Raw genomic sequence first — 24821 nt, 5'->3', positions numbered from 1 at the left:
ACGGCTATCGGTTGCGGCGGGCGTACGCGGCAGGCGTGGTGCCAGTCCAGCGTTTGAACGCGTAGATGAAGCTCGACGCCTCGGCGTAGCCCAGCCGGAGCGCGACGTCGTCGACGGACAGCACGCCGGTGTCGAGCATTTCCTCGGCGAGCGTCTGACGGACCTCGTCGAGCAGCTGACGGTAGCCGGTGCCTGCCTCGGTCAACCGACGCCGCAGGGTTCGCGCGCTGAGCGTGAGCTGACGGGCGATCTCGTCCATCCCGGCGTCCGCGCCGCCCAGCCGCACCAGCCGTTCCCGCACCAGCTGCGGGACTCCCGATCGCGTGCGGCGACGGGCGACGAGGGCGTCGCACTGCGCGGCGCACAACGCGACGGTCTGCTCGTTGGCCTGCGGCAACGGAAGATTCAACAGCTCCGGATCGAGAATGACCTGATGCTCGGCCGCACCGAAAATCGGGCTGACCCCGAAGGCCGTCCGATATGAATCCACAAAGGACGACGACGGGAACCGGAACTCCAGCCGTTCCAAGGAGATCTCCGGCAAGAGATCCCGCATGACGGTGCAGATCGCGGACAGGTCGCGCAGCGCGAGGAACCGCGCGACGTCCTCCGGCACTCGCGAATCGTCCAGCACCAGGCGGAGTCCGGCGGCGTCGAGCTCGACGTGCGGAATGCAGAAAGTGAACGACAAATCCAAGTATCGCAAGGCGAACACCATCGCGTCGCGCATCGTCGGACTGCTGATGCAAGCGAAGCCGAAGATGCCGAACGTCGTCGCGCGATACCGGCAACCGAGACTGAGCGCGACGTCGTCGCCCGAGCCGACTGTCGACAGCAGCGCGCGCACGACGGCCAGCTCCTGCCGAGCGTCGAGCTGCCGGTCCGGCGCGCGCAATTCCTCGACCGGCACGCCGGGCAGCGCGACGCCGTGCTCCTCGGCGAAGCGGTGCATGAGCAGCACACTCGCCGTGCCGCGCGGGTAGTCCCAGTCGCGGATGGCGGGTGCGGCTAGCTCGGCCATGGCCGGAATTATGGATGAACCGGCCGCCCGCGTGCCGATCGAGGGCCAAAACTGTCGGAGTTGGTCGTTAAGCTCCCGCCGTGCACCTTTCCCACCGCCTCCTCAACCGCGCGACCCTCGACCGGCAGTTGCTCCTGAAGCCCGCCAAGATGCCGGTTCTCGACGCCGTCACGCATCTCGCCGGGCTGCAAGCGCAAGCGCCGTTCCCGCCGTATTACGCGCTGTGGTGCCGGCTGCCGGGTTTCCAGCCGGACGATCTCGCGAGCCTGCTGCTCGACCGCAGCGTGGTGCGGATGGTGTTGATGCGCGGCACGGTGCACCTCGTCCCCGCCGCCGACGCGCTGGCCTGGCGTCCGCTGACGCAGATCGTCATGGACCGCGCCCTGACAGCCGCCAACCAGCACCGGGAACCGCTGTCGAAACTCGATCACGACGCCGTGGCGAAGACGACCAGCGAACTGCTGCGCGAGCGACCGTATTCGAGCGACCAGCTCGGCAAAGCGCTGGTCGAGCACTATCCGGAGACGCCGGCCGCGTCGCTGATGTTCCTGGTCCGCGCGGTCCTGCCACTCGTGCAGATCCCGCCGCGCGGCGTGTGGGGCAAGGCCGGGCAGCCGACGTACCAGGTCGCGGACCACTGGCTCGACGGCGTCGCCGCGCCCGAGCCGTCCGCCGCCGAGCTGGTCCGCCGCTATCTCGCCGCGTTCGGTCCGGCGACGGTGGCGGACGTGCAGGCCTGGGCTGGTGTCACGAAGCTCGGCGAGGTCATCGAGGAGATGGACCTGCGCACCTATCTCGATCCTGAAGGCCGCACGCTCTACGACCTGCCGGACGCCACGCTGCCCGACGAGGACACGCCCGCGCCGCCGCGGCTGCTGGGTCCGTTCGATCAGACGCTGCTGTCCTACGCCGACCGCACGCGGATGATCAGCGACGAGCACCGCAAACGCGTGATCACCATCAACGGCCTGGTCAAGGGCACCCTGCTGGTCGACGGCCGGGTCCGCGGAATCTGGGAAACAACGACCACGCGCGAGTCGGCGGCAATGGCGCTGACGCCGTTCGAGCGCATCTCGAAGCGCGACACCGCCGCGTTGGAGAGCGCCGGGCGGAAGCTGCTCGCCTGGGCCGAGCCCGGCAAGACGCACGAGGTCCGGCTGATGAGCGAGTAACCGCGTCCGCTGGCCGGAATTCTCGATCGAGTGGCCGTTCGTGCCCTTCCGGACCGGCGGCCGCCTGCGTAGCTTCGGGCTATGGACGACACCCCGTCAGTGCTGATCGTGGGCACCGGATTCGGCGGAATCGGCGCCGCGATCGAGCTGAAGCGCGCCGGTTTCCCGAACGTCACGATCCTGGAGCGGGCGGCCGAACCGGGCGGCGTGTGGCGCGAGAACACCTACCCCGGCGCGGCCTGCGACATTCCGTCGCCGCTGTACTCGTTCTCCTTCGAGCCCAATCCGGACTGGCCGAAGCGGTACGCGATGCAGCCGGACATCCACGCCTACCTCAAGCGCGTGATCGCGAAGTACGGCATCGAACCGCACATCCGCTACGGCCGCGAGGTCACGTCCGCGACCTACGAGGACGGCCGCTGGCGGGTCGAGACCGCGCAAGGCGAAACCTTCGAGGCAGACGTCTTCGTGCCCGCCGTCGGCCAGCTCTCCCGGCCGGCCTGGCCGTCGATCCCCGGCCGCGAGACCTTCGCCGGCGAGGCGTTCCACTCCGCTGAGTGGAACCACGAAATCCCGTTGGCGGGCAAGCGGATCGCGGTGATCGGCACCGGCGCGAGCGCGATCCAGTTCGTGCCGGAGATCCGCAAGGAAGCCGCGCACGTCACCGTCTTCCAGCGCACGCCGCCGTACATCATGGGCAAGAACGACGGCCGCTACAAAGCCTGGCAGAAGCGGCTTTTCCGCCGTCTGCCGAAGACACAGCTGTTCGGCCGCGCCCGGATCTTCCTGCTGGCCGAGTACGCGACCTACGGCATGACGCGATATCCGTTGCTGACCAAGATCTTCGAACTGCGCACGGCTCAACTGCGCCGTCGCCATCTCAAGGACCGCGCCCTGCGCCGCAGCGTGAAGCCCAACTATCCGTTGGGCTGCAAGCGGATCTTGTTCACCAACGACTACCTGCCCGCGCTCGCGCAGCCGAACGTCTCTGTCGAAACGTCCTCGATCAAGGAAATCACCCCACGCGGCGTGCGCACCGCGGACGGCGTGGAGCACGAAGCAGACGTGCTGATCTACGGCACCGGATTCAAAGCGACGGAATTCCTCGGTCCGATGAAGGTGCTCGGCCGTGACGGCCGGTCGCTGTCCGAGGCGTGGCGCGGCGGCGCGCGGGCGTACCTCGGCATGACGGTGCCGGGATTCCCGAACCTGTTCTGCGTCTACGGCCCCAACACCAACCTCGGCGCGGGCTCGATCATCTACATGATCGAGCGGCAAGCGCGCTACCTCCGCCAGGCCGTCGAACACCTCGCCCGGCCGGACGTGGCATCGCTGGAGGTGCGCGCCGACGTCGAAGAACGCTACGACCGCGAGGTGCAAGCGCGGCTCTCGCACAGCGTCTGGAGCGGTTGCACAAGCTGGTACCGGCAGGAGAACGGCCGGGTGAGCACCAACTGGCCCGGGCTGGTCACCGAATACGACCGCCGGACCAGGGCACTCGACCCGGCCGACTACCTGGTGCGTTCGATCAGGGCAGGTTCTTCAGGCCCGCGCTGACCGTGTTGGCGAAGCCGTAACCGTTCGACGCGTCCCAGTTGATGGACCAGGTCATCGCGCCGCGGAACTCCGGGTACGTCGTCGACGGCTTGAACGAAGCGCAGCCGGTGCCCTTGGCCATGCAGTTCATCGCCGACACCACGTTCGACGGCGACTGGTACCCGCCGCCCGCCGCCGAGCCCGAGGACGGCAGCCCGAACGCGACCTGGTCGGCCCGCAGGCCGCCCTGCAGCTGGATGCACGAGAGCGCGGTGAGGAAGTCGACCGTGCCCTGGGAGTAGACGTTCCCGTTGCAGCCGTTCATCGCGCCCGAGTTGTAGTACTGCATGTTGACGACGGTCAGGATGTCCTTGACGTTCAGCGCCAGCTGGAAGTAGCCGCCCTGGGTGGACTGCATGTCGATCGTCTGCGGCGCCATGGTGATCACCGAGCCGCCGCCGTCGTGGATGCTGCGCAGCGCCTGGCCCATGTAGGTGGCGTTGATGCCGTTCTCCAGGTCGATGTCGACGCCGTCGAAGCCGTACGTGGAGATCAGCTGCTTCACCGAGTTGGCGAAGTTGCTCGCCGAGGAGCTGTCGCCGACGCTGATCGTGCCCTTCTCGCCGCCGACCGAGATGATCACCTTCTGGCCGCGCGCCTGCACGGTCTTGATGTCGTCGCGGAACTGCGCGTCGGTGTAGCCGCCGAGCTTCGACGACAGGGCCGGGTCGAGCGTGAAGCTCACCGCGCCGGGCGTGGTGGTGGCGTCGGCGAAGGCGATCGCGATGACGTTGTACGTCGTGGGCACGTCAGCGAGCTTCAGTGTCTTCGCGCCGTTGTCGAAGTTCTGCCAGTAGCCGGTGAGGATGTGCTTCGGCAGGTCGCCGTTGTGGGGCGGCGTGCTGGTCGTCGTGGTCGTAGTCGGCGACGTCGGAGTCGTCGGCGTGGTGGACGTCGGCGAGGTCGGGGTCGTGGACGTCGTGGGCGGGGTGCCCGGGCCGTCGAGGTTCACGTCGTCGGCGAGGTAGGCGGGCTGGCCGTACCAGCCGTGCAGGTACACCGTGAGGCTCGTGGACGAGCCGGTGGTGAAGCTCAGGCTGAGCTGCTGCCAGCCGGTCGCGCCGGGCGTCCAGGTGTTCTGCACCGCGGAGCCGGAGACGCCCAGGTAGACGTAGCTGCCCTGGACCCACGCGGACAGCTTGTACGCGGTGTTGGGCTGCACAGTGACCTGCTGGGAGCACTGCGCGGTGTCGGAGCCCGAGGGCGCCGCGCTCAGCGAGTGGCTGCCGTCGTGCGCTTGGGTCGTGACGACCGACGAGGTGCCGGTGCAGGTCCAGCCCGACAGCGAGCCGGTCTCGAAGCCGGGATTGGCGAGGATGTTCGCGGCCGACGCGCTGCTGGTGCCGAGGGCGAGCGTGACACCGAGCGCGAGCGCGACCGAGGCCAGCAGGGACACCAGGGCAGGCAGCCGCCGGGGGGACGGGTGTGGGGACACGGGCAGACCTCCGCACGACAGTGAGCCAGGTCACCTCAAAATGGACTAGACCAATACGGATGTCAAGGAACTTCCGGAGGTGCTTCGGCGGGCCATGCGCGCCGCGCCGGGCGGGCAGCGGCACAATGCAGGCTCGGAGCAACCCGAGACGAAGCAGGAGCCTGGTTTTGAGCGTGCAGTCGGTCGAGCAGCGGATCGCCGAAGAGCTGGGGGTGCGCGAGGGGCAGGTCAAGGCCGCCGTCGGGCTCCTCGACGAGGGGTCCACGGTGCCGTTCATCGCCCGGTACCGCAAGGAAGTCACCGGAGAGCTGGACGACGCGCAGCTGCGCACGCTCGAGGAGCGGCTGCGCTACCTGCGCGAGCTGGACGAGCGCCGCGGCGCGGTGCTGGAGTCCATCCGGAGCCAGGGCAAGCTGGACGAGGCGCTCGAGGCGCAGATCCTCGCCGCGGACACGAAGTCGCGGCTGGAGGACATCTACCTGCCCTACAAGCCGAAGCGGCGGACCAAGGCGCAGATCGCCCGCGAGGCCGGTCTGGAGCCGCTGGCCGACGGCCTGCTGAACGACCCGACGACCGACCCGCAGGCCGCCGCCGCGGTGTTCGTCGACGCGGACAAGGGCGTCGCGGACGCGCAGGCCGCCCTCGACGGCGCGCGCGCCATCCTGGTCGAACGTTTCGCCGAGGACGCCGACCTGATCGGCGAGCTGCGCGAGAAGATGTGGACCGAGGGCCACCTGGCGTCGAAGGTCCGCGCGGGCAAGGAGACCGACGGGGCCAAGTTCTCCGACTACTTCGACTTCTCCGAGCCCTACACCAAGCTCCCCTCGCACCGGATCCTCGCGATGCTCCGCGGCGAGAAGGAAGAGATCCTCGACCTGTCGATGGAGCCTTCCGAGCCGGTCGCCGAGGACGCTCCGGTCCGCGTCGGCCCCACCGAGTACGAACAGCGCATCGCCGCCCGGTTCGGCATCAGCCAGCAGGACCGCCCGGGTGACAAGTGGCTCGGCGACACGGTGCGCTGGGCCTGGCGCACGAAGATCCTCCTGCACCTGGGCATCGACCTGCGGATGCGGCTGCGCCAGTCGGCCGAGGACGACGCCGTGCGCGTGTTCGCGGCCAACCTGCGCGACCTGCTGCTGGCGGCTCCGGCGGGCACCCGCGCGACGATGGGCCTCGACCCGGGCTTCCGCACCGGCGTGAAGGTGGCCGTGGTCGACGCGACCGGCAAGGTCGTCGACACCCACGTGATCTACCCGCACCAGCCCGCCAACAAGTGGGACCAGTCGATCGCGGAGCTGGCCGTGCTGGCCGGGAAGCACAACGTCGACCTGATCTCGATCGGCAACGGCACCGCCTCGCGCGAGACCGACAAGCTGGCGATCGAGCTGATCAAGAAGCACCCGGAGCTGAAGCTCACCAAGGCCGTCGTGTCCGAGGCGGGCGCTTCGGTGTACTCGGCTTCGGCGTTCGCTTCGCAGGAACTGCCGGGCATGGACGTCTCGCTGCGCGGCGCGGTCTCGATCGCGCGCCGGCTGCAGGACCCGCTGGCCGAGCTGGTGAAGATCGACCCGAAGTCGATCGGCGTCGGCCAGTACCAGCACGACCTGTCCGAGGTGTCGCTGTCGCGTTCGCTGGACGCGGTGGTCGAGGACTGCGTGAACGCGGTCGGCGTGGACGTGAACACCGCGTCCGCCCCGCTGCTGACCCGGGTTTCGGGCATCACGACGTCGCTCGCGGAGAACATCGTGGCGCACCGCGACGGCAACGGCCCGTTCCGCTCAAGGACCGCGCTCAAGGACGTCGCGCGGCTCGGCCCGAAGGCGTTCGAGCAGTGCGCGGGCTTCCTCCGCATCCCCGACGGCGACGACCCGCTCGACGCGTCCTCGGTGCACCCGGAGGCGTACCCGGTGGTGCGGCGGATCCTCGACCGCACCGGCAGCGGCATCCGCGAACTGATCGGCAACGCCCGGACCCTGCAGGCGCTGAAGCCCGCCGAGTTCGTCGACGACACCTTCGGTCTCCCGACGGTCACCGACATCCTCTCCGAGCTCGAGAAGCCGGGCCGCGACCCGCGTCCGGCGTTCAAGACCGCGACCTTCGCCGAGGGCGTCGAGAAGATCGGCGACCTCAAGCCGGGCATGCGGCTGGAGGGCGTGGTGACGAACGTGGCCGCGTTCGGCGCGTTCATCGACGTCGGCGTGCACCAGGACGGCCTCGCGCACGTTTCGGCGCTGTCGAAGAACTTCGTGAAGGACCCGCGCGACGTCGTGAAGCCGGGCGACATCGTGAAGGTGAAGGTGCTCGAGGTCGACGTGCCGCGCAAGCGGATCTCGCTGACGCTGCGGCTGGACGACGAGCCCGGCGCGGGCAACAACCGCGGCGGTGGCGGCGGCCGGGACCGTGGCCAGGGCGGTCAGGGTGGCGGCGGTCAGCGCCGGAACCAGCCGCAGCAGCGCGGCGGCGGTGGCGGCCGGGACCGCCGCGACTCCGGGGGCGGCGGCGCGATGGCGGACGCTCTGCGGCGCGCCGGATTCGGCAAGTAGCACAACGAAAAACGGCCTCCCGAGCTATTCGGGAGGCCGTTTTGGTTGTCTCGACTCAGGGATTCATCTCGTACGCGCCGGAAAGCTCGCGCACCATCGCCCACACGCGACCGAACCGTTCGTCGTCCACCACTGGCTTCCGCAGCCCGGCCAGCGCCAGCTCCTGCTGCTTCTCGGTGGAACTCGGCTTGCCGTGCAGATCGACCGCGGCGACGCTGAAGTCCTGCACCAGCACGGCGAACAGCTGGTCTAGCACATCGTCTGACACGCCGGTCAGCTCAGCCTGCTCCAGGATCAGCTGCCCATACACGACGAGCGTGAACAGCTCGGTGAGCGCGAGGCCGAAGTCCAGGTCCTTCTGCTGCGCCTCGTCCGGCGTCGCCTCGGAAAGCAGCCGCACCAGCACATTGGCTTGTTCGGTGAACCGGGCGACGTTCGGCAGGTGCTTCGCGTTCTCGTAAGCCGGTTTCCAGTCGTGGAACCGGATCTTCGACAGCCCGCGCGCGGGGCCTTGGCGGAACAGGAAATCGTCGTCGGAGGCGTCGTCGCGGGTCGGCACCGCCGGGTATTCCTGCGGCGCGAACAGGTACGCGGGCATGAACTTCGCGATCAGCGCGAGGTTCACCGCGACCGTGCCCTCCAGCTTGGGCAGGCCGTCGATGTCGTTCTTGGCCATCGCGAGGTAGGTGTCGGCCTCGAAACCCTTGGCCGCCACGACATCCGCGACGAGCCCGATCACCTTCTGCGCCTCGGTGGTCACCTTCATCTTGGTGATCGGGTTGTACAGCAGGTAGCGGCGGTCCTGCTGGTTCGCCGAGCGGAAGTAGTCGATCGCGCGGTCGGAGAACAGCTTCATCCCGGTCAGCCGCGCGTAGGCCTCGACGAATTCGCGGCGCACGTGCGGGAAATCGGTGACCGGGTTGCCGTACAGGATCCGGTTCTGCGCGTGCGTGACCGCCTCGTACAGCGAATGCGTCGCCATCCCGATGCCGCCGAAGCACAGGTTGAACTTGCCGATGTTGACCGTGTTCAGCGCGGCGCTGAAGGCCTCGGCCCCGGTGTGCAGGAGGTCCTCGGCGCGCACCGGGTAGTCCTCGAGCCGGAACTCCGCGACGTACATCTGCGACGGCACGATGTTCTTCACGACGTGGTAGTTCGGGTGCTCGGAATCGGCGTAGAAGAACACGTACTGCTCGGGTCCTTCGACGCCTTCGATCCGGCCGAACACCGAAACCGTGCGCGCGCAGTTTCCGTTGCCGATGTAGTACTTCGACCCGTTGGCGCGGTAGCCGCCCTCGCCGTCCGGGGTGAGCACGAGGTCGGACGAGTAGATGTCCGCGCCGTGTTCCTTTTCGGACAGTCCGAACGCGCCGACGCCGCCCTCGGCCAGCGCTTCCGCGGCTCGCTTGCGGGCGGCCGCGTTTCCGCTCTGCCACACCGGTCCGAGCCCGAGAACGGTGACCTGGAACGGGTACCAATAGTTGAGGCCGTAGAAGCCGAGGATTTCCGCCAGCGCGGCGATCCGGCTGGTGTCCCAGCGCTTCTCGGAGTCCCCGGAGGAATCCGCGGCCGGGGTGAGGAACGTGGCGAACAGGCCTTCCTTGCCCGCGAACTCCAGGAAGTCGGCGTAGAACTCGCGGTCGTGATACGCCTGCGCGAGACGGCGCTTGCCGCGCGCTTCGAACCAGTCGATCGTCGCCCGCAGCAGCCGCTGGGTCTCCGGGTCGAACTTCCGGGCGTCGTAGTCGCGCGGGTTCAGCAGCGCTGTCGCCGTTTCGCTCATCGCATCTCCAGGTCAGCCGATATTACTGCCCGGTAACTTTAGCGCGGTGCGGCCGCCGAATTCCACCGCGTCCACCCGGCCGTGGTCATCGCGGCGGAAACGCGCGCTCGGCCTGCGGGTGTCCGAGGCGCGGGCGAGCACGTCGTCGGCGACGAAGACGACCTCGAACGGCGGGGCCGAGAGGATGTCCGGCTGATCGGTGTCGAGGATCATCTGCGCCCAGAGCGCACCGTCGCGCTCGGTGACCTCGAAGATCAGCGAGCCGGTCCGATACCGTCCAGGGCAGTCGCCCGGGTCGATCGCCCTGGACGGGCGACCGTCCAGTTTCGGCAGGTCAGCGAGGTTCTCCAGGCACCAGTCGACGATCCGCGGACCGAGCGCGCCGCCGCCCGCACTGTTGGTGAGCACGGTGACCGCGAGGTTCTCGCTCGGTGCCATGACGAACTCGGACAGCTGCAGGTTGCTGACGTTCCCGCCGTGCCGCACCAGCTGCGCGTCGCCGTGGCTCAGCCGCAGCCAGGACAGCCCGACCTCCTCGAACGGCAACGCACCCTTGCGCTGCGCGTTGTGCATCAGGCGGCGAGTCTCGTCGCTCAATATCTCCGCGCCGGTCAGCTGGAAGCGAGCCCATTTCAGCTGGTCACGGGCAGTCGACCAGAGGCCGCCCGCCGGAGCGTCCGCCCGGACGAGGCCGACGGTGTGCGCGACCGCCGGACCGTCCTCGCGCAGCGCGTGCCCGACCGCGTGCCGCCGGGTGAGCACGTCCCAGGGCTGGAAGTACGAGTCCGTCATGCCGAGCGGCTCCAGGAGCCGGGTGCGGACCAGGTCCTCGTAGCTGCCGCCGGACACCGCCTCCGCGACGCGGCCGGCCAGCAGGAACCCGGCGTTGCAGTAGGAGAACACCTCGCCGACCGGGAACACCTGCGGCAACTCGTCGAACTGCCGCACCGCGCGGGCGAGCGCGTCGTCGCCCCAGCCCGTGTCGACCTCGATGTCGCCGAGGAAGCCGGACGAGTGCGTGAGGAGGTGGCGCAGCGTCACGGTCTTGGTCGCAAGCGGATCGGCCAGCCGCAGCTCCGGGAGGTACTCGACCACCGGCTGGTCCAATTCGAGTACGCCGTCCTCGACCAGCACGAGCACCGCGGCCGCGGCGAACGTCTTGCTGGTGGAGCCGATCATGAACAGGGTGTCGTCGTCCACCGGGGTTCCGGTGTCCACACTGGACACTCCTGCGGTGAGCAAGGTTTCCTTGCCCTCGTGGAAAATCCCGGCGGAGACGCCGGGAACCCCCGCTTCCCGCGCCCATTCGCCCAGCAGTCCCCGGAGTTCGTCTGCGCTCATGCGGCCAGCCTCGCACCCGCCGGCGCGCCGTCGATGGTGGAAACGAACGAACATCGCGCGCCCGCTTCGTCGGTTCGCGCGTGGCGGCCTGCGGGCGATATCACGTAGCCCGCTGGATCTTGGGACGGTATAGTGGACGGTGCGGTCCGCTCAGTTCTGCCTCGGACCGCGTTTCACTGTTGTCGACGACCACGCGCCGCAGCCACCCGAGGCCGCGCCGGGCAGGACAACCGCGCTACGTACGGAGATACGGGACGCTTTCGCGTCCGCACCAACCATGACGACTTTCACTGAACTCGGCCTGCCCAAGACTCTGGTCGACGCGCTCGCCGCGCAGGGCGTCACCGAGCCCTTCCCGATCCAGGCCGCCACGCTCCCGCACACGCTCGCGGGCCGCGACGTCCTCGGCCGCGGCCGCACCGGCTCCGGCAAGACCTACGGCTTCGTGCTGCCCGTGCTGGCCCGCCTGGCCGCGGGCCCGACGCGGCGGCGTCCCGGCCGTCCGCGGGCGCTGATCCTCGCCCCGACGCGCGAACTGGCCACCCAGATCGAGGCCGCGATCGTGCCGCTGGCGCGCCCGCTCGGCCTCAAGGCCACCACGATTTTCGGCGGCGTGAGCGCGAACCCGCAGATCACCCGCCTGCGCGACGGCGTCGACATCGTCGTCGCCTGCCCCGGCCGGCTCGCCGACCACATGCGCTCCGGCGAAGCGAAGCTGGACAAGATCGAGATCACCGTCCTCGACGAGGCCGACCACATGGCCGACCTCGGCTTCCTGCCCGAGGTCCGCCGCATCATGGCGGCGACCCCCGAGCGCGGCCAGCGCCTGCTGTTCTCGGCGACGCTCGACAACGGCATCGACGTGCTCGCGAAGCGCTTCATGAACGACCCGATGCTGCACAGCGTCGACTCGGCGCAGTCCCCGGTCTCGACCATGACGCACCACGTGCTGCACCTCGAGGAAACCCACCGCCTGCCGGTACTGGTCGACCTCACCGCGGCTCCGGGCCGCACCCTGGTCTTCACCCGCACGAAGCACCGCGCGAAGGCCCTCACCCGCAAACTGGTCGCGAGCGGCGTCCCGGCCGTCGAACTGCACGGCAACCTCGGCCAGAACGCGCGCACGCGCAACCTGGAAGCCTTCTCTTCCGGCACCGCGAAAACCCTGGTGGCCACGGACATCGCCGCCCGGGGCATCCACGTGGACGACGTCACGCTGGTCATCCACGCCGACCCGCCGGTCGAGCACAAGGCCTACCTGCACCGCTCCGGCCGCACCGCCCGCGCGGGCGCGTCCGGCACCGTCGTCACGCTGATGACCGACGAGCAGGTCTCGGACGTCCGCGCGCTCACCCGGAAGGCGGGCATCTCGCCGACCACCACGCGGATCTCGCCTTCGCACCCGCTGCTGGCCGAACTGGCCCCCGGGGACCGCTCGTTCACCGCTTCGCCGCGCCGCCCGGTGGTGGACAACCGCCCCAAGACGGTGACCGCTTCCGGCGCCGCACCGGGTACCGGCCGCCGCCGAGGCGCCCCTTCGGAAAACCGAGGCGGCCTCGGTGCTCGGACCGGTTCGCAACCCCGCCGCTCCGGCGGCGGCCGCGGCGGACCTCGTCAGGGCACGGAGCCGCGCGCCGCTCGGGCCGGGTCTTCGGCTGGTTCAGACCGGCAGCCAGGTCAAGCTCGCCGGGAAGACCAACGCCGCGGCACGGGCACCGGCCGCCGAGGCTCGGAAGGCGCTGGCCGTCGCGCTGCCGGCACCGACCGTCGCGGATCGGGCCAGCCGCCCCGAAACCGCCGAAACGGCTCGAGCGGACGGCGTCAGTCAGAGTCCTGAGTTTCGCTCTGGGCGGGTCGGGGATCGGTTTGTTCGATCTCCGGCCCGCTTTTCTGTGCGGGGAAGTCAGTCCGCTTCCTCGTCGGTGAACCAGGCACCGACGCATTTCCATTGGAACGCGTCTTTCTGCTAGTCGCCCCCGGCGAGCCAGCCGGCCACGGCCAGCCGGAAAGTCGCTCCCGCGAACGCCACCCCGCTGTTGCTACTCCGGAGCGCCCTCGTCGGCAATCTTGCGGACAAGGGTGAAGAATTGCTGGCGTTCAGAAGCGTTGAGGGGTGCGAGAAAGCGGGTCTGGACGTCCTCGAGAACGGTGTCGAGCCTGGCAAGTTCTCGCCGGCCGGAGGCCGTCAGCCGAACGAGCTTCTTGCGCCCGTCCGAGGGATGAGGCTGGCGCTCGGTGAATCCAGCCTGGTCGAGCGCTTCGAGCGCAACGGTGACGTCGCTGCGGTCAATGCCCGAAAGCCGGCCCGCCTCTGCCTGGCTGAGCGGGCCTGCCTGCTCCAACGCGGCCAGGATCCGATAGTGGTAAGGCCGCGAGCCCGCCTCCGCGAAGGCCTCGGACAGCAAGGCATGGCTCCGGCTCTGCGCCAGGTTGACCAACCAGGTCGCCCGGCCGTGAAGTCGCTTCAGCACGCTGGCAGCCTACCGGACTTGTTGGTGCCACCAACAACCTGATATTGTTGGTGACACCAACGACATGGAGGTATCGCCCATGCTCCCCCTCGGACCGCGGCTGATCGGCCAGACCGAGAAGACGCTCGACGCCGCTTTGACCAGGATCCTGCGCGAGCACGACCTGTCGACCAGTGAATGGGTCGCCCTTCGGCTCGCTGCCGACACCAGCGCCGTGCCGTTGGCGGCATTTGTGCGTGCTCAGGCGCACTTCGAAGACGCGGACGACCTCGTGGCGCGGCTCGCGGCCCGCGGGCTCGTCGCCGGCGATCAGCTCACCGGCGAGGGCCAGTCCTTGATCGCACGGATCACGCAGGTCATCACCAGCCTGACGGGATCGATCTGGGAGAACCTCGACCCCGATGACGTCGCCGCCGCGGGGCGTGTCCTCAATGCCGTCCAATCGGAGTACCGGACTGTGCTGGCGGGCCTCAGCGGGTCGGCCGCCTAACGCCAAACCGGCTCACTGCGCGGACAAGAACAGCAAAAACGGTCCCACGCCCAAAAACAACAACGCCGCCGCGTTCGTCTTCCGGTACTCCAGCAGCAACGCCACGAATTCCCGCAAGAACGCGCTGGGCACGAAGTACGACGCCGTCTTCGCCCCGATCACGTTGAGCCGCAACCCCAATTGCCGCGCCAGCACCGCTGTGCGGAACACGTGGTAGTTGTTCGTCACGGCCAGAATCGGGCCGGAAAACCCGCGCTGCTCAAGCAAAGCGACGCTGAACCGCAGGTTCTCGTTAGTGGTCGTCGCCCGGTCCTCAAGGACGATCTGCTCCGCCGGAACCCCAGCATCGATGAGATACCGTGCCATCGCATCCGCTTCGGACGTCAGTTCGTCCGCGCCCTGACCGCCGGACACGACCAGCAACGCACCCGGCGATCGCTGCTGCACCTGCACCGCGCGGTCGAGCCTGCTGGCCAGCAGCGGCGGCACCCGGTCGCCCTGCAGCCCCGAACCGAGAACAACCACTGCGCCGGCGCGAGCGCGTCGGGTGACCCGGCTGTAGAGAATCGAGTACAGCAACAGCGCCGTGAACAGGAACGCCAGATAACCGGTCACGAACAGCACCGCCATCGCGGCCACGCGCAGCAACGGCTGATCGTCGAAGACCAGCGAACTCACCGCGAGCGCGAACACCGCGAGCAGACCGAGCCCGGCGAGCAGCGAGAGGAGGTTAGCGAGCCGCCGTCCTTCGCGTCGCAGCATCACGACGCCGTTCGCGATCAGCGCCCACGGCAGGGCCAGCGCGCCGAGCCCGCCGATGATCACCACCACCGCGATGATCGCGATCTGCGCCCATTCGACGTGGTTGAAGAACGACAGCAGCCACAACCCGGTGAAAAACAGCGCGACCAGGAACCACACCGCGTTGCCGACCCGCCTCGGCTCGCGCGCGAACCGCACGACGAACACCAGCACGGAAGCGATCGCGAAAAGCCCGGACGTCATGGTCGTGCATTCTGTCTGGCAAGCCCGAGCGTCGCGCGGGCAGGTACTCAGAGTGACGTCGTCAGGCCCCGTGCCCGCAGCACCGACCGCTCCAGCGGGCGGAACACGATCAGCTCGATCGCCACCCCGACGAACAAAATCAGGAAAATCGCCGCGATCACCTTGGGCATCGAGTTGTACGAGGACCCGTCGTTCAAATACGTCCCCAGCCCGACCCCGAGGCTCGGCGAGCGCGCGATCAGTTCCGCCGCCATCAGCGAACGCCACGAGAACGCCCAGCCCTGCTTGAGCCCGGCGAGAAACCCGGGCAGCGCGGCGGGCAGCAGGATGTGCCGGGCCGCGGCGAAGCGGCCGGCGCCCATCACCTTGCCGACGCGCGGCAGGATCGGCGGGATCTGGTCGATGCCGGACACGAGGCCGTTCGCGATCGACGGGACCGAGCCGAGCAGCACGACGAAGTAGATCGCCGCGTCGTTGATGCCGAACCAGATCACCGCGGCGGGCACCCAGGCCACCGACGGCAGGCTCTGCAACCCGCTCAGCAGCGGCCCGATCGCGGCGCGCACCACGCGGACCTTCGCCACCAGGATGCCCAGCGGCGTCCCGATCACGACGCCGGCGGCGAAGCCCAAAGCGGCGCGGTGCACGGAAGTCCAGATGAAGCCGAACACCGAACCGTCGTTGATCGTGCTCACGAACTCGGCCCAGACGTCCAGCGGCGCGGGCAGCGTCGTCTCCGGCCAGAACGCGGCGGCCCACAGGATCTGCCAGATCACCACCAGCAGCACGAGCGCGCCGAGCGGCGGCAGGAATCCGCGGACGAACCGGCGGCGCAGCGACGCCGGCCGCGCGCCGGCGGGAGTGTCGAGCCGGTCCAGGCCAGCGCCGACGGCTTCGTCTAGGTCGGGGGCCGCCTGGTCAGGACGGGGCATGGGTGCTGATCACCTTTCGCAGATCGGCCGTGATCTCGTCGGCCAGCAGTTCAGCGTCCGCGGACGGGACGTCGTGCCACTCGCGGACCACACGGCCCGGACGCGACGACAGCAGCACCACTCGCTGTCCAAGCCGGACAGCCTCGCGGACGTCGTGCGTCACGAACAGCACCGAGGTACCGGTGCTGCGCCACACTCGCAGGAGCTCGCTCTGCAGCACATCGCGGGTGATCGCGTCGAGCGCCGCGAACGGTTCGTCCATGAGCAGCAACGCATTGCCGTCGTCACCGCCCACGCGGTGGGTCGCGGCCAGCGCGCGGGCCAGCGCGACCCGCTGCCGCATCCCGCCGGACAGCTCGTGCGGACGCTTGCGCGCGGCGTCGCTCAACCGCACCAGGTCCAGCAGCTCCGCAGCCTTTTCGCGACGCTCGGATCGGCCGAATCCGGCCAGCCGCAACGGCAGTTCCACGTTCCGGGACGCGGTCAGCCACGGCATCAGCGCGGCCTCCTGGAACATCACCGCGGGCCGCGAAGTGGTGAGAGTGATCTCGCCGGCGGACGGCTGGTCGAGGCCGGCGACGAGGTTCAGCAGCGTGCTCTTGCCACAGCCGGAAGCGCCGAGCAGGCAGACGAACTCGCCCGGCTCGACGGTGAGGTCGACCCCGTCGAGCGCGGTCACCGCGCCGCCGCCGGAGCCGAACACCTTGCCCACGCGGTCGAGGTGCACGGCGGCGGTCACTGGTCGGGCCAGGGTGGAGGTCATCGCGGATCGCCTTCCGGTCGGGACGTCACTTGGCCAGTTCGGGCGCGTTGACGGCGGGCAGCTGCTGTGCCTTGAGGACGTCGTTGAGCGGGCCGAAGTCGGCGAACCCCTTCAGGTCCACCACCTTGTCGACCACGCCCGCGGTCACCGAGTCCTTGGCCAGCTGCGGGAACTGCGCGGGCACCGGGTCGGTGGTCAGCTCGATGTTCGAGAACGCGCGGTCGAGCACGGCCGGGCTGAGCGAGCTGCCGGACAGCTCCTTGAGCGCCCCGTTGACGACGGTCTTCGCCTCGGCCGGGTTCTTCTTCGCCCAATCGATCGCCTGCAGCTCGCCCTTCAGCAGCGCGCGCACGGTGTCCGGGTGCTGCTTGAGGAACTCACTGCGCACGATCGCGACAGTGGTCGGGAAGCGGCCTTCGGGCCACAGCGACTTTTCGTCGACCAGCACCTTCGCTCCCGCGTCGGCGACCAGCCGCGACGACCACGGCTCAGGCAGCCAGCCGCCGTCGACCTCGCCCTTTTTGAAGGCGTCGAACGTCTTCGGGTTGTCCAGGTTGGTCACGTTGACCTGGCCGGTCAGGTGCTTCTCGGCGAGGAACTTCTTGAGCGCGACGTCCTGGGTGTTGGCCAGCTGCGGCGTCGCGATCGTCTTGCCCTTGAGCTGGTCGACCGACGTGATCCCGGGCTTCACCACCAGCTGCGCGCCGCCGGTGACCGCGCCGGACACGAGCTGGATCGCGCCCTTGGACTTGGTGAAGGCGTTGATCGCCGGTCCGGATCCGATGAACGCGACGTCGAGCGAACCGCCGAGCAGCGCGTTCACTTCGGACGGACCGGCGTTGAACGTCTGTGTCGTGAGTTTCGTGCCGCCGAGGTTCTGCGCGAAGAAGTTCTTCTTGACCCCGATCAGCGCCGGCGTGTGCGTCACGTTCGGGAAGAAGCCGACGCGCACCTCCCCCGCGGCGCCCTGGTTGGTCGCGGCCTCGGTGCGGTCCGCGCGGGAACACCCGGCGAGCGCCCCGAGCACCGTCAGCGCGGCGAGCGCGGAAGCAAGCAATCGGGTTCGCGGAAATGTACGCACAAATGGCCCTTTCGCGGTCAGCGGAACGGGGCGAGAATGACACGTTCACCCGCGAGACTGCATAGGCATCCGCATCCCGGGAAATTGTGTGGGATTACTTGACAGGCCCGGGCCTCACCTGCTTGTCAGAAGCGAGACGTCACCGAACTCGTGCCACAGATAGTCCCGTCGCACTGCCGCGTCGTAAGCCCGCTGCACCAGCGCGGGACCCACGACCGCCTCGAGAAGCAGCAGGTGAGACGCCTCCGGCGTGTGCAGTCCGGTGATCAAACCGTCGACGGCGCGGGCTGGCCGATCGGGACCGAGCACGAGTTCGGTCCAGCCTGCCGCCGCGGTGACGAGTCCGCCGGGATTCGTGGCCGATTCGATCGCGCGGACCGCCGTTGTCCCTACGGCGATAACGCGTCCACCCTGGTCACGCACCCAATTGACCAACGCGGCAGTCGTCGCCGGAACGCGAAATCGCTCACCGTACGGCGGTTCTCCGGCTTCCGGCGACGAGACGCCAGTGTGTAACAAGATCGGCGCGAACAGCACTCCCCTCGAGACCAGTTGAGTCACCAGCTCCGGAGTGAACGGCCGGGCCGCGCTCGGCATCTCAGCCGAACCCGGATCGAGCGCGAACACGGTCTGGTAATTCGGCAACGGCCACGCGCGCGGGACATAGCCGTAGCGAATCGGCCGGCCGACCTTCGCGAGATACCGCGCGACCTCGCCTTCCACGTCGATCTTCGCGCGCCACAACCGTTGCGCACCGGCGACGTGTGGCGCGCGCAGCGTGACGACAGCACCGGCGGGCAGGCCGAGCCGCTCCCCCACGCGACCGTCGAGGAGCGGACCGCCGGGTGCGCGGAGCTCGACCACCCAGGTGCCGTCGTCGAGTTCGGTGGAGAAGTGGACAGTGATGACGCGTTCGTCCCGGACCGCGTCGACAGCGGCGGGCAACGTGCCAGACGTGTTGACCACCAACAGGTCGCCGGGATTCAGGAACGCTGCCAGATCACGGAAAGTCGCGTGCTGTACGCCCTCCGGACTGGCCGCGAGCAGCCGCACCTCGTCCCGCGCGAGTCCGCGCGCTTCCGGCGGAGCGGACGCGCTGCGGTCCTCGGCCAGGTCGAACCGGGTGTGCGGCGCGTTCACGACCGCACCTGCAGATCCGCTGCCCGGAACCGGCCGCTCGGCGGACGTTCCTCCAGCAGCCGCAGGAAAGCCGGTACCGCGGTCTCCGGCAGCGGCCGGTCCGAAATGTCCTCGCCGGGGAAAGCGGCCTGGTGCATGGCCGTGCGCAGGTCCCCGGGATCGACGGCGTACACCGCGATGTCCGGATTTTCCACGCCCAGCACCGCGCTCACGTGGTCCAGCGCGGCTTTCGCGGAGCCGTAGCCGCCCCAGCCCGCATACGGCTCCACGGCGGCGTCGGAGCTGATGTTCACCAGCACTCCCTTGGCCGCGGTGAGCGCGGGCAACAGCAGGCGGGCGAGCGCGAGCGGCGCGAAAACGTTGGTGCGGAAGACAGTTTCCAGCTCGTCCGGCGGATACTCGGCCAGCGGCGGCAGCGGGCTGACGCCGAGTTTGCTGGCGTTGTTGACAAGCAGGTCGAGCCGGGGTCCGGCGGCTTCGGCGAGCCGGGCGCGATGCTCGGGGTCGGTGACGTCGCCGGGCACCGGGGTGAACCCGAGGTCCGCTGCGGCGGTGCGCAGCGTCCCCTGGTCGCGCCCGGTGCCCAGCACTGTCCATTCGCGACGGACGAGAGCCGCGGCTAGCGCCCGGCCCAGACCGGCGGACGCTCCGGTGACTACAGCTACTGGCATGGGTTCCTCCAGAAGTAGGCACCTGCCAGCGTGCGACCTCTACCTTACTGGAGGTCAACCGGTCGACGGCCGCGCAGCAGCGTGTACGCCACGAGCGAAACCACGAACCCGGCGTAGTAGGCCAGATCCGCACCGTGCAGCGCGGCGGCGACCGGTCCGGTGTAGACAGTCGTGTTCATGAACGGCACCGCCGCCGCGAAGCCAACTACGAACGCTACGAGTGCGGCCCAGCTGCGGACCGGACGCTGCAGCTCAGCGAGCACATCGATCTCGCGCCCGCCACGTTTGCGCCGCAGCCAATCCGGGACGACGACACCGAGGAACGGCGGAATCCAGTAACTCACCACCAGCAGCACGTTCTGGAATTTCGCCGCCAGGTCACCGGTGTGCATCCAGAGAATCAACGCGAACGCCAGCACCGTCACGACCACCGCCGACACCGGCCGACGCACCCGCACGCCGACAGTCTGCAGCGCGAGCGAGCCGCTGTAGTCGTTCATCGCGTTGGACGACACCGCCGCCAGCGCGATCACCAGCAACGCCACCGCACCCAGCACACCGCCGCCGAGCAGCGTCGACACCCCGGCAGCGGTCTGGTCGCCCAGCGCAGTGCCGAGCGCGAGACCGATGCCCTCGCCAAGCGCGTACGAGGCGGTCAGGCCGAGAAGGGTGAACCAGAAGACGCCGCTCGGGCGCGTCGAAGCAGGCAGGTAACGGCTGAAATCCGACGCATAAGGAGCCCAAGAAATAGCGAGACTGAGCGTAATAGTGGAAAACAGCACGACGGCACCGGCGAAATCGCCGCCGCTCGCGGAATCGGTAAACGTAATCGGGTGGTCAAGCACCACCTTTACGGCGAGCGCGACAAATGCGACAACCAGCACCACGCTCATCACAGCCTGGACCCGGTGGATCACCGCGTAACCGAATACGCCGAGCGTGCACTGCAGCACCAGCACCACGAGCACCGCGGCCCAGAACGGCAGCCCTGTGAGCTGCGCCAGCGCCTCGCCGCCGAACAGGCCGACCAGCGCGTCCCACGCGATCGAGCCGAGCCATTGCACCAGGCCGGGCAGCACGACGCCGCGGCCGAACGGGAGCCGGGCGAGCGGCAACTGGCCGGTTCCGGTGCGCGGACCCCAGGTGGACAGCCACGCGACCGGCAGCGAACCGACCACGGTGCCGATCAGCGCGATGACGAACCCGGTGGTGAAACCGAGCCCGAGCGTCGCGCCGAGGGTGCCGGTGAACACGGCGGTCATGGTGAGGTTCGGCGCGAACCACACGCCCGCGAGCCGCCACGGACGGCCGAACCGGTTCTCCGCCGGGATCGGGGTGATTCCGTGCGTCTCGATCGCGAAATCCCCTGCTCCGGACGGCATCCGGCCGCCGAAGACCTCGGCGTCGATCCCGCTCATGCGCTGCCCTTTCTCCCGGCTGACCCGTGAGTCTGAACCGGAGCGCCCGGCCGCGCCAATACTCTGTGGCGTTCCCGACCCGTTCCCGGCAGGATCGCCGGGTGGGGGAAGCACCGTTGCGCCATCGCGCGTTCGCCATTTTCTACACCGGACGACTGGTCTCGCTGCTGGGCAGCGCCATGACCCCGGTCGCCTTGTCGTTCGCGGTGCTCGGCAGCAGCCACAGCCCGACCGACCTCGGCGTCGTGCTCGCCGCCGGGATCGTGCCGCTGCTGGCGTTCCTGCTGGTGGGCGGCGCGGTCGGCGACCGGTTCCCGCGCAACCGGGTGCTGCGGCTGTCGAACCTCGGTGCCGGTGCGGCCCAGCTGGCGGCCGCGGCCATCCTGCTCACCGGCAACTACTCGCTGGGCGCCCTCGTCGCGACCGAGTTCCTCGGCGGAATCTGCACCGCGTTCACGACGCCGGTGCTGCGCGGGATCGTCCCGCAGATCGTCCCGCCGGAATCGCTGCGCCAGGCGAACTCGCTGCTGGCCACCGGACGGAACATCACCAAGGTGGCCGGTCCGGCCGTCGCCGGAGTGCTGGTCGGCACGGTCGGCGGCGGGTGGGCGATCGCCGCCGACGGGGTGTCGTTCGTACTCGCCGCCTTGCTCTACCAGGCGATCACGCTGCCCCCGGCGGAAAAGTCCGAGCAGCACAGTGTCTTGCACAGTGTGCGAATCGGCTGGCGGCAGTTCTGGCGGATCCCGTGGCTGTGGCGGGTGGTCACGGCGTTCACCGTCTACAACATCGTCTTCACCGGCGGCTGGCTGGTTCTCGCGCCGGGCATCGCGCAGGACACCATCGGCGCGGCCGGATGGGGCGCGGCGCTGAGCGTGCGCGCGGTGGGCGCGCTGCTGGCCGGTCTGGTCATGTACCGGTTCGCGCCGAAACGACTGCTGCCGGTCGGACTGGTTGGTGCGGCTCTGACCGCGCTGCCGCTGTTCGCGCTCGGCACGCACGCGAACTTCGCCGTGCTGGCCGGGACGACGTTCGTCGCCGGATTCTCCGCCGGCGTCATGGGCGTGGCCTGGGATACGACGGTCCAGGAGAACATCCCCGGGCATCTCCTGTCGCGGATGGCCGCGTTCGACGATTTCGGCTCCTACGCGGGCATTCCGATCGGCGAGCTCCTCGCCGGACCGCTCGGCGCCGCGTTCGGCGCGCCCGCGGTGCTGCTCGTCGGCGGGTTCGTCCTGGTCGCCACCTCGCTTTCCCCGTTGCGCTCCCGCGCCGTCCGCGCACTGCGGCACCCGCCGGTCCCCGTGCCGTGAAAGGCTCCTTGAGGGAATTAGATTCCCTCAAGGAGCCCTTCACGGACCGTCACGCAAGGAAGGGCCTGCCGGAGAGTCCCGGCAGGCCCTTCCTTTCACCCCTCGGTCACACCAGCAAGAGGAATGCCACTCCGTTCGGCGAGCCGAGGCCCGTCACGTCGTCGTAGCCCTTGGTCGTGTGGATCGTCAGGTTCGGGTAGTCGAGCACCCGGGCCGAGGTCTTCAGCCCGCCGCTCGCGTCGGTCCCGTTGGCGAAGTCCACGCGCTGCACCGTGCCGTCGACGTGCTGCACGTCGTGGATCGCCGACGTGCGCGACGTCAGCTGGTACAGCACCGGGTTGATGAACCCGTGGTGGAAGTGGTCGAGGCTGTCCGACACCGCCATCACGCCCGCGAACACCGGCGACGCCAGGCTCGTGCCGCCGATCCGGTACTGGTCGTAGTAGACGCCGTCCGGGAAGGTCTGCGTCTGGCCCACCAGGAACCCGGTGTTCGGGTCGGCGACCGCGGAGATGTCCGGGACCACGCGGCCCTTCGCGCCGCCGGTCTGGTTCTTCGTGGACAGCGCGTCCGGCACGATCCCCTTCTGGTAGAAGGGTTGGCCGAACAGCCGGCTCGTGCCGCCGCCCGCGCCGCCGTTGAACGCGCCGGGGAAGGCCGGGGCGTAGGCGCCGTCGGTCAGCGTCGACTTGCCGGTCTCCCAACCGGTTTCGAAGATCCGCTTGCCGTCCTGGCCGACCGCCAGCGACGTCCCGCCGACCGCGGTCACCCACGGAGCCGAAGCGGAGAAGTCCGGCGACGGCGTGCCCAGCCGCGCGACCTCGTCCCCGTTGTCGCCGGAGGAGAAGTACACGCCGATGCCCTCGAGCACCGCCTGCAGCGAGATCTGGTTGAACACCTTGACCTCGGCGGCCGGGATGTCCTCGCCGGTGTCGCCGTAGGAGTTGGAAATGATGTCGGCCTTGTGCCCCGCGACGACGTAGTTCAGCGCGGTGTCCAGCGACAGGTCTTCACAGTCCTGCCCGCCGACGTAGAGGATGTCGGCGCCCGGCGCGAGCCCGTGCGCGGCCTCGACGTCCAGGGTTTCCTCGCCGTACCAGCCGGAAGCGTCGCACTGGTCCGGTCCTTCGAGCACCGGGTTGGGCGGGAAAATGTGCTGCTTGAACTGCTGCTTGGTCAGCGGGTGCGCCGGGTCGTTGCGCTTGGCGTACTCCGCCGCGTCGGCGTAGATCGTCGGCGAGGCGAACGCGTCCACGATGGCGATCGTGGTGCCGCGACCGTCCGCACCGAGCTTCGCGGCCTGGTCCAAGCCGTACGCCGAACGCAGCTGCGCGGGCGTGTAACCGCACGGCGCGTAGGGAAGCTGCTTCCCGTTGTACGCCGGGTCAGTCGTGTCGGTCTTCTCGCCGTAGTAGGCGCTGCACGGCCCCGAGTTGCGGAACCCCTTGCTGGGCGGCGCGGTCGACGGGCTGCCCTGCACGCGAGACTGCTTCGTCGCCGGCGTGTCCGCACCGTCGGTGTGGTCCGGCTTGAACAGATTCGTCGCCTGGTCGACACCGACTACGCCGAGCACGTCCTTGGCCAGCGACGCCGGAACGGACAGGTCCTTGTCCGCCGCCCGCAACGTCTGCCCCTTGACCTGGTACTTGCCCAGGTTCACCGCGAACGCGCGCTGCACCTGGTCAGCGGTACCGGTCGCCTCGACGTACGCCCGGTTGGACGGCACCTCGCCGGTGGCGAATCCGCTTGCGGACAGCCAATTCTTCACCGCGGACACAGTCTGGTCGGAAGCCGCGAACTGGTCGCGCACCTGGTCCGGCGAAAGATAATGCCGGTACCCGCGACTGTTCGGATCGGACACCGACTGCGCGGCAGCCTCGGCCGCCCCCTGGTCCTTGAGATTCAGGTAAACCCGAAAGTCCATTGTGGACGACCCAGCCGTGTCGGCCACCTTGGACTGCGGATTGGCCCAAGCCGGATGCGATTGCGGAATGTCCGCCCGCCCCTGAGCCGACGCCACGGCAGGCGAAGCGGCCAGGCCGCCCACCACCGCCAGCGAAAGAAACATGGTGACGCTTCTACGCACAGCAACTCCCTCGTGTTGCGCGGCCTCGACCCCGCCTGCCGCCGGAACGAGACTAGGACTGCCCCCGCCCGCCGGGGAAGCGTCAAGCTCCCCGGTGCGGAACCGTTATCTGCTCCCCTCATCGCGACACAAGGGACAAGTGCGACCAAAGTCCGTTTCATCCGCACTGTCCACAGCGGAATGTGCCGAAATCAGAAAAACGCCCGTTTCACCACCCTCCCCTCACAGCACCAGACAGCCCCAACCGCCACCTACGAAGGTCGCACAATCCTGATCAACAACACCAAAAACTCACCCATCTGCCCACCCGCCCCCAAGTACGTGAGGGGAACCCTGACGAACTCTGAGTCCCTCAGGGTTCCCCTCACGAACCTCAGAGCCGCGCAACCCCCTTCGCGAACCGACATTCCCTCAAGGAGCCCCTCACAGCCCACCCAACAGACACCGATGCACCCAACGATCGAGGCACCCAGCCCCTCCCCCGCACCCCGATACGAAGCCTCCCTGCGGTTGGGGGGGGGGGGGGGAGGCGGGGGTAGGCCCGGGGGGGGCGCCCCCCC

General features: G+C 69.0%; 19 protein-coding genes. 6 read left to right on the top strand and 13 right to left on the bottom strand.

Going from position 1 to position 24821, the window contains the following annotated elements:
* Nucleotides 1–4: 4 nt before the first annotated feature.
* A complete protein-coding gene (locus tag ACFXI3_RS36345) occupies nt 5–1021 on the bottom strand; it encodes an AraC family transcriptional regulator (protein ID WP_378405810.1) in 1017 nt (338 codons plus the stop codon).
* An 80-nt stretch (nt 1022–1101) separates the two neighbouring features.
* On the opposite strand from ACFXI3_RS36345, the gene ACFXI3_RS36340 reads away from it, so the two are divergent.
* A complete protein-coding gene (locus tag ACFXI3_RS36340) occupies nt 1102–2193 on the top strand; it encodes a winged helix DNA-binding domain-containing protein (RefSeq protein ID WP_378405808.1) in 1092 nt (363 codons plus the stop codon).
* Between the two features lie 81 nt (nt 2194–2274).
* Nucleotides 2275–3750, top strand: coding sequence for a flavin-containing monooxygenase (locus ACFXI3_RS36335; protein ID WP_378405806.1), 1476 nt, complete (start codon nt 2275–2277; stop codon nt 3748–3750).
* Here the strand turns inward: ACFXI3_RS36335 and ACFXI3_RS36330 are convergent.
* On the bottom strand, nt 3722–5224 hold the full coding sequence (locus ACFXI3_RS36330) for a chitinase (protein WP_378405804.1): 1503 nt from the start codon (nt 5222–5224) through the stop codon (nt 3722–3724). The genes ACFXI3_RS36335 and ACFXI3_RS36330 overlap by 29 nt on opposite strands.
* Before the next feature lie 125 nt (nt 5225–5349).
* On the opposite strand from ACFXI3_RS36330, the gene ACFXI3_RS36325 reads away from it, so the two are divergent.
* Nucleotides 5350–7767 carry a Tex family protein gene (locus ACFXI3_RS36325; protein ID WP_378405802.1) on the top strand — a complete coding sequence of 806 codons (2418 nt, stop codon included), beginning with the start codon at nt 5350–5352 and terminating at the stop codon, nt 7765–7767.
* 55 nt (nt 7768–7822) lie between these two features.
* On the opposite strand, the gene ACFXI3_RS36320 is transcribed toward ACFXI3_RS36325, so the two are convergent.
* The gene (locus ACFXI3_RS36320; protein WP_378405800.1) at nt 7823–9550 is read right to left on the bottom strand and encodes an acyl-CoA dehydrogenase; all 1728 of its coding nucleotides are present in this window, start codon (nt 9548–9550) and stop codon (nt 7823–7825) included.
* A gap of 12 nt (nt 9551–9562) precedes the next feature.
* Nucleotides 9563–10891 (bottom strand): serine hydrolase domain-containing protein, encoded by a 1329-nt coding sequence (locus tag ACFXI3_RS36315; protein ID WP_378405798.1) that lies wholly within the window; start codon nt 10889–10891, stop codon nt 9563–9565.
* Between the two features lie 277 nt (nt 10892–11168).
* Here ACFXI3_RS36315 and ACFXI3_RS36310 point away from each other — a divergent pair, with 277 nt between their 5' ends.
* Entirely contained in the window at nt 11169–12728 is a 1560-nt protein-coding gene (locus tag ACFXI3_RS36310) for a DEAD/DEAH box helicase (protein ID WP_378405796.1), read from the top strand.
* 202 nt (nt 12729–12930) lie between these two features.
* Here the strand turns inward: ACFXI3_RS36310 and ACFXI3_RS36305 are convergent, their stop codons facing one another.
* Nucleotides 12931–13362 carry a MarR family winged helix-turn-helix transcriptional regulator gene (locus ACFXI3_RS36305; RefSeq protein WP_378405794.1) on the bottom strand — a complete coding sequence of 144 codons (432 nt, stop codon included), beginning with the start codon at nt 13360–13362 and terminating at the stop codon, nt 12931–12933.
* Nucleotides 13363–13441: 79 nt separating this feature from the next.
* Here ACFXI3_RS36305 and ACFXI3_RS36300 point away from each other — a divergent pair, with 79 nt between their 5' ends.
* Nucleotides 13442–13852, top strand: a complete 411-nt coding sequence (locus ACFXI3_RS36300; protein ID WP_378405792.1) for a hypothetical protein — start codon at nt 13442–13444, stop codon at nt 13850–13852.
* A gap of 12 nt (nt 13853–13864) precedes the next feature.
* Here the strand turns inward: ACFXI3_RS36300 and ACFXI3_RS36295 are convergent, their stop codons facing one another.
* From ACFXI3_RS36295 to ACFXI3_RS36265, 7 genes are all read right to left on the bottom strand, one after another.
* Nucleotides 13865–14857 carry a YdcF family protein gene (locus ACFXI3_RS36295; protein ID WP_344269595.1) on the bottom strand — a complete coding sequence of 331 codons (993 nt, stop codon included), beginning with the start codon at nt 14855–14857 and terminating at the stop codon, nt 13865–13867.
* 47 nt (nt 14858–14904) lie between these two features.
* The gene (locus tag ACFXI3_RS36290; protein WP_378405790.1) at nt 14905–15789 is read right to left on the bottom strand and encodes an ABC transporter permease; all 885 of its coding nucleotides are present in this window, start codon (nt 15787–15789) and stop codon (nt 14905–14907) included.
* Nucleotides 15776–16552, bottom strand: coding sequence for an ABC transporter ATP-binding protein (locus ACFXI3_RS36285; RefSeq protein ID WP_344269589.1), 777 nt, complete (start codon nt 16550–16552; stop codon nt 15776–15778). Before ACFXI3_RS36285 ends, ACFXI3_RS36290 begins: the two co-directional genes overlap by 14 nt.
* Before the next feature lie 25 nt (nt 16553–16577).
* Nucleotides 16578–17633 (bottom strand): ABC transporter substrate-binding protein, encoded by a 1056-nt coding sequence (locus ACFXI3_RS36280; RefSeq protein WP_378405788.1) that lies wholly within the window; start codon nt 17631–17633, stop codon nt 16578–16580.
* Nucleotides 17634–17747: 114 nt separating this feature from the next.
* The gene (locus tag ACFXI3_RS36275; RefSeq protein ID WP_378405786.1) at nt 17748–18773 is read right to left on the bottom strand and encodes an S-adenosylmethionine:tRNA ribosyltransferase-isomerase; all 1026 of its coding nucleotides are present in this window, start codon (nt 18771–18773) and stop codon (nt 17748–17750) included.
* A complete protein-coding gene (locus ACFXI3_RS36270; RefSeq protein ID WP_378405784.1) occupies nt 18770–19444 on the bottom strand; it encodes an SDR family NAD(P)-dependent oxidoreductase in 675 nt (224 codons plus the stop codon). The genes ACFXI3_RS36275 and ACFXI3_RS36270 overlap by 4 nt, the downstream gene beginning before the upstream one ends.
* A gap of 44 nt (nt 19445–19488) precedes the next feature.
* On the bottom strand, nt 19489–20862 hold the full coding sequence (locus tag ACFXI3_RS36265; RefSeq protein ID WP_378405782.1) for a purine-cytosine permease family protein: 1374 nt from the start codon (nt 20860–20862) through the stop codon (nt 19489–19491).
* 101 nt (nt 20863–20963) lie between these two features.
* Here ACFXI3_RS36265 and ACFXI3_RS36260 point away from each other — a divergent pair, with 101 nt between their 5' ends.
* Complete coding sequence (locus ACFXI3_RS36260) at nt 20964–22175, top strand: MFS transporter (RefSeq protein WP_378405780.1); 1212 nt, start codon at nt 20964–20966, stop codon at nt 22173–22175.
* A gap of 106 nt (nt 22176–22281) precedes the next feature.
* Here the strand turns inward: ACFXI3_RS36260 and ACFXI3_RS36255 are convergent, their stop codons facing one another.
* A complete protein-coding gene (locus ACFXI3_RS36255; RefSeq protein ID WP_378405778.1) occupies nt 22282–24261 on the bottom strand; it encodes a protease pro-enzyme activation domain-containing protein in 1980 nt (659 codons plus the stop codon).
* Between the last annotated feature and the right edge of the window lie 560 nt (nt 24262–24821).

It is taken from the genome of Amycolatopsis sp. NPDC059235 (assembly GCF_042754125.1).
In the GTDB taxonomy this organism is placed as follows: Bacteria; Actinomycetota; Actinomycetes; order Mycobacteriales; family Pseudonocardiaceae; genus Amycolatopsis; species Amycolatopsis albidoflava.
This window is presented reverse-complemented; position numbering and strand designations above follow the sequence as displayed.

Bases quoted from the DNA above. Each gene is read 5' to 3' on its own strand.
- ACFXI3_RS36345 (WP_378405810.1), bottom strand. From the start codon at position 1,021: ATGGCCGAGCTAGCCGCACCCGCCATCCGCGACTGGGACTACCCGCGC.
- ACFXI3_RS36285 (WP_344269589.1), bottom strand. From the start codon at position 16,552: ATGACCTCCACCCTGGCCCGACCAGTGACCGCCGCCGTGCACCTCGAC.
- ACFXI3_RS36310 (WP_378405796.1), top strand. From the start codon at position 11,169: ATGACGACTTTCACTGAACTCGGCCTGCCCAAGACTCTGGTCGACGCG.
- ACFXI3_RS36335 (WP_378405806.1), top strand. From the start codon at position 2,275: ATGGACGACACCCCGTCAGTGCTGATCGTGGGCACCGGATTCGGCGGA.
- ACFXI3_RS36295 (WP_344269595.1), bottom strand. From the start codon at position 14,857: ATGACGTCCGGGCTTTTCGCGATCGCTTCCGTGCTGGTGTTCGTCGTG.
- ACFXI3_RS36320 (WP_378405800.1), bottom strand. From the start codon at position 9,550: ATGAGCGAAACGGCGACAGCGCTGCTGAACCCGCGCGACTACGACGCC.
- ACFXI3_RS36315 (WP_378405798.1), bottom strand. From the start codon at position 10,891: ATGAGCGCAGACGAACTCCGGGGACTGCTGGGCGAATGGGCGCGGGAA.
- ACFXI3_RS36325 (WP_378405802.1), top strand. From the start codon at position 5,350: ATGCAGGCTCGGAGCAACCCGAGACGAAGCAGGAGCCTGGTTTTGAGC.
- ACFXI3_RS36270 (WP_378405784.1), bottom strand. From the start codon at position 19,444: ATGCCAGTAGCTGTAGTCACCGGAGCGTCCGCCGGTCTGGGCCGGGCG.
- ACFXI3_RS36265 (WP_378405782.1), bottom strand. From the start codon at position 20,862: ATGAGCGGGATCGACGCCGAGGTCTTCGGCGGCCGGATGCCGTCCGGA.
- ACFXI3_RS36300 (WP_378405792.1), top strand. From the start codon at position 13,442: ATGCTCCCCCTCGGACCGCGGCTGATCGGCCAGACCGAGAAGACGCTC.
- ACFXI3_RS36290 (WP_378405790.1), bottom strand. From the start codon at position 15,789: ATGCCCCGTCCTGACCAGGCGGCCCCCGACCTAGACGAAGCCGTCGGC.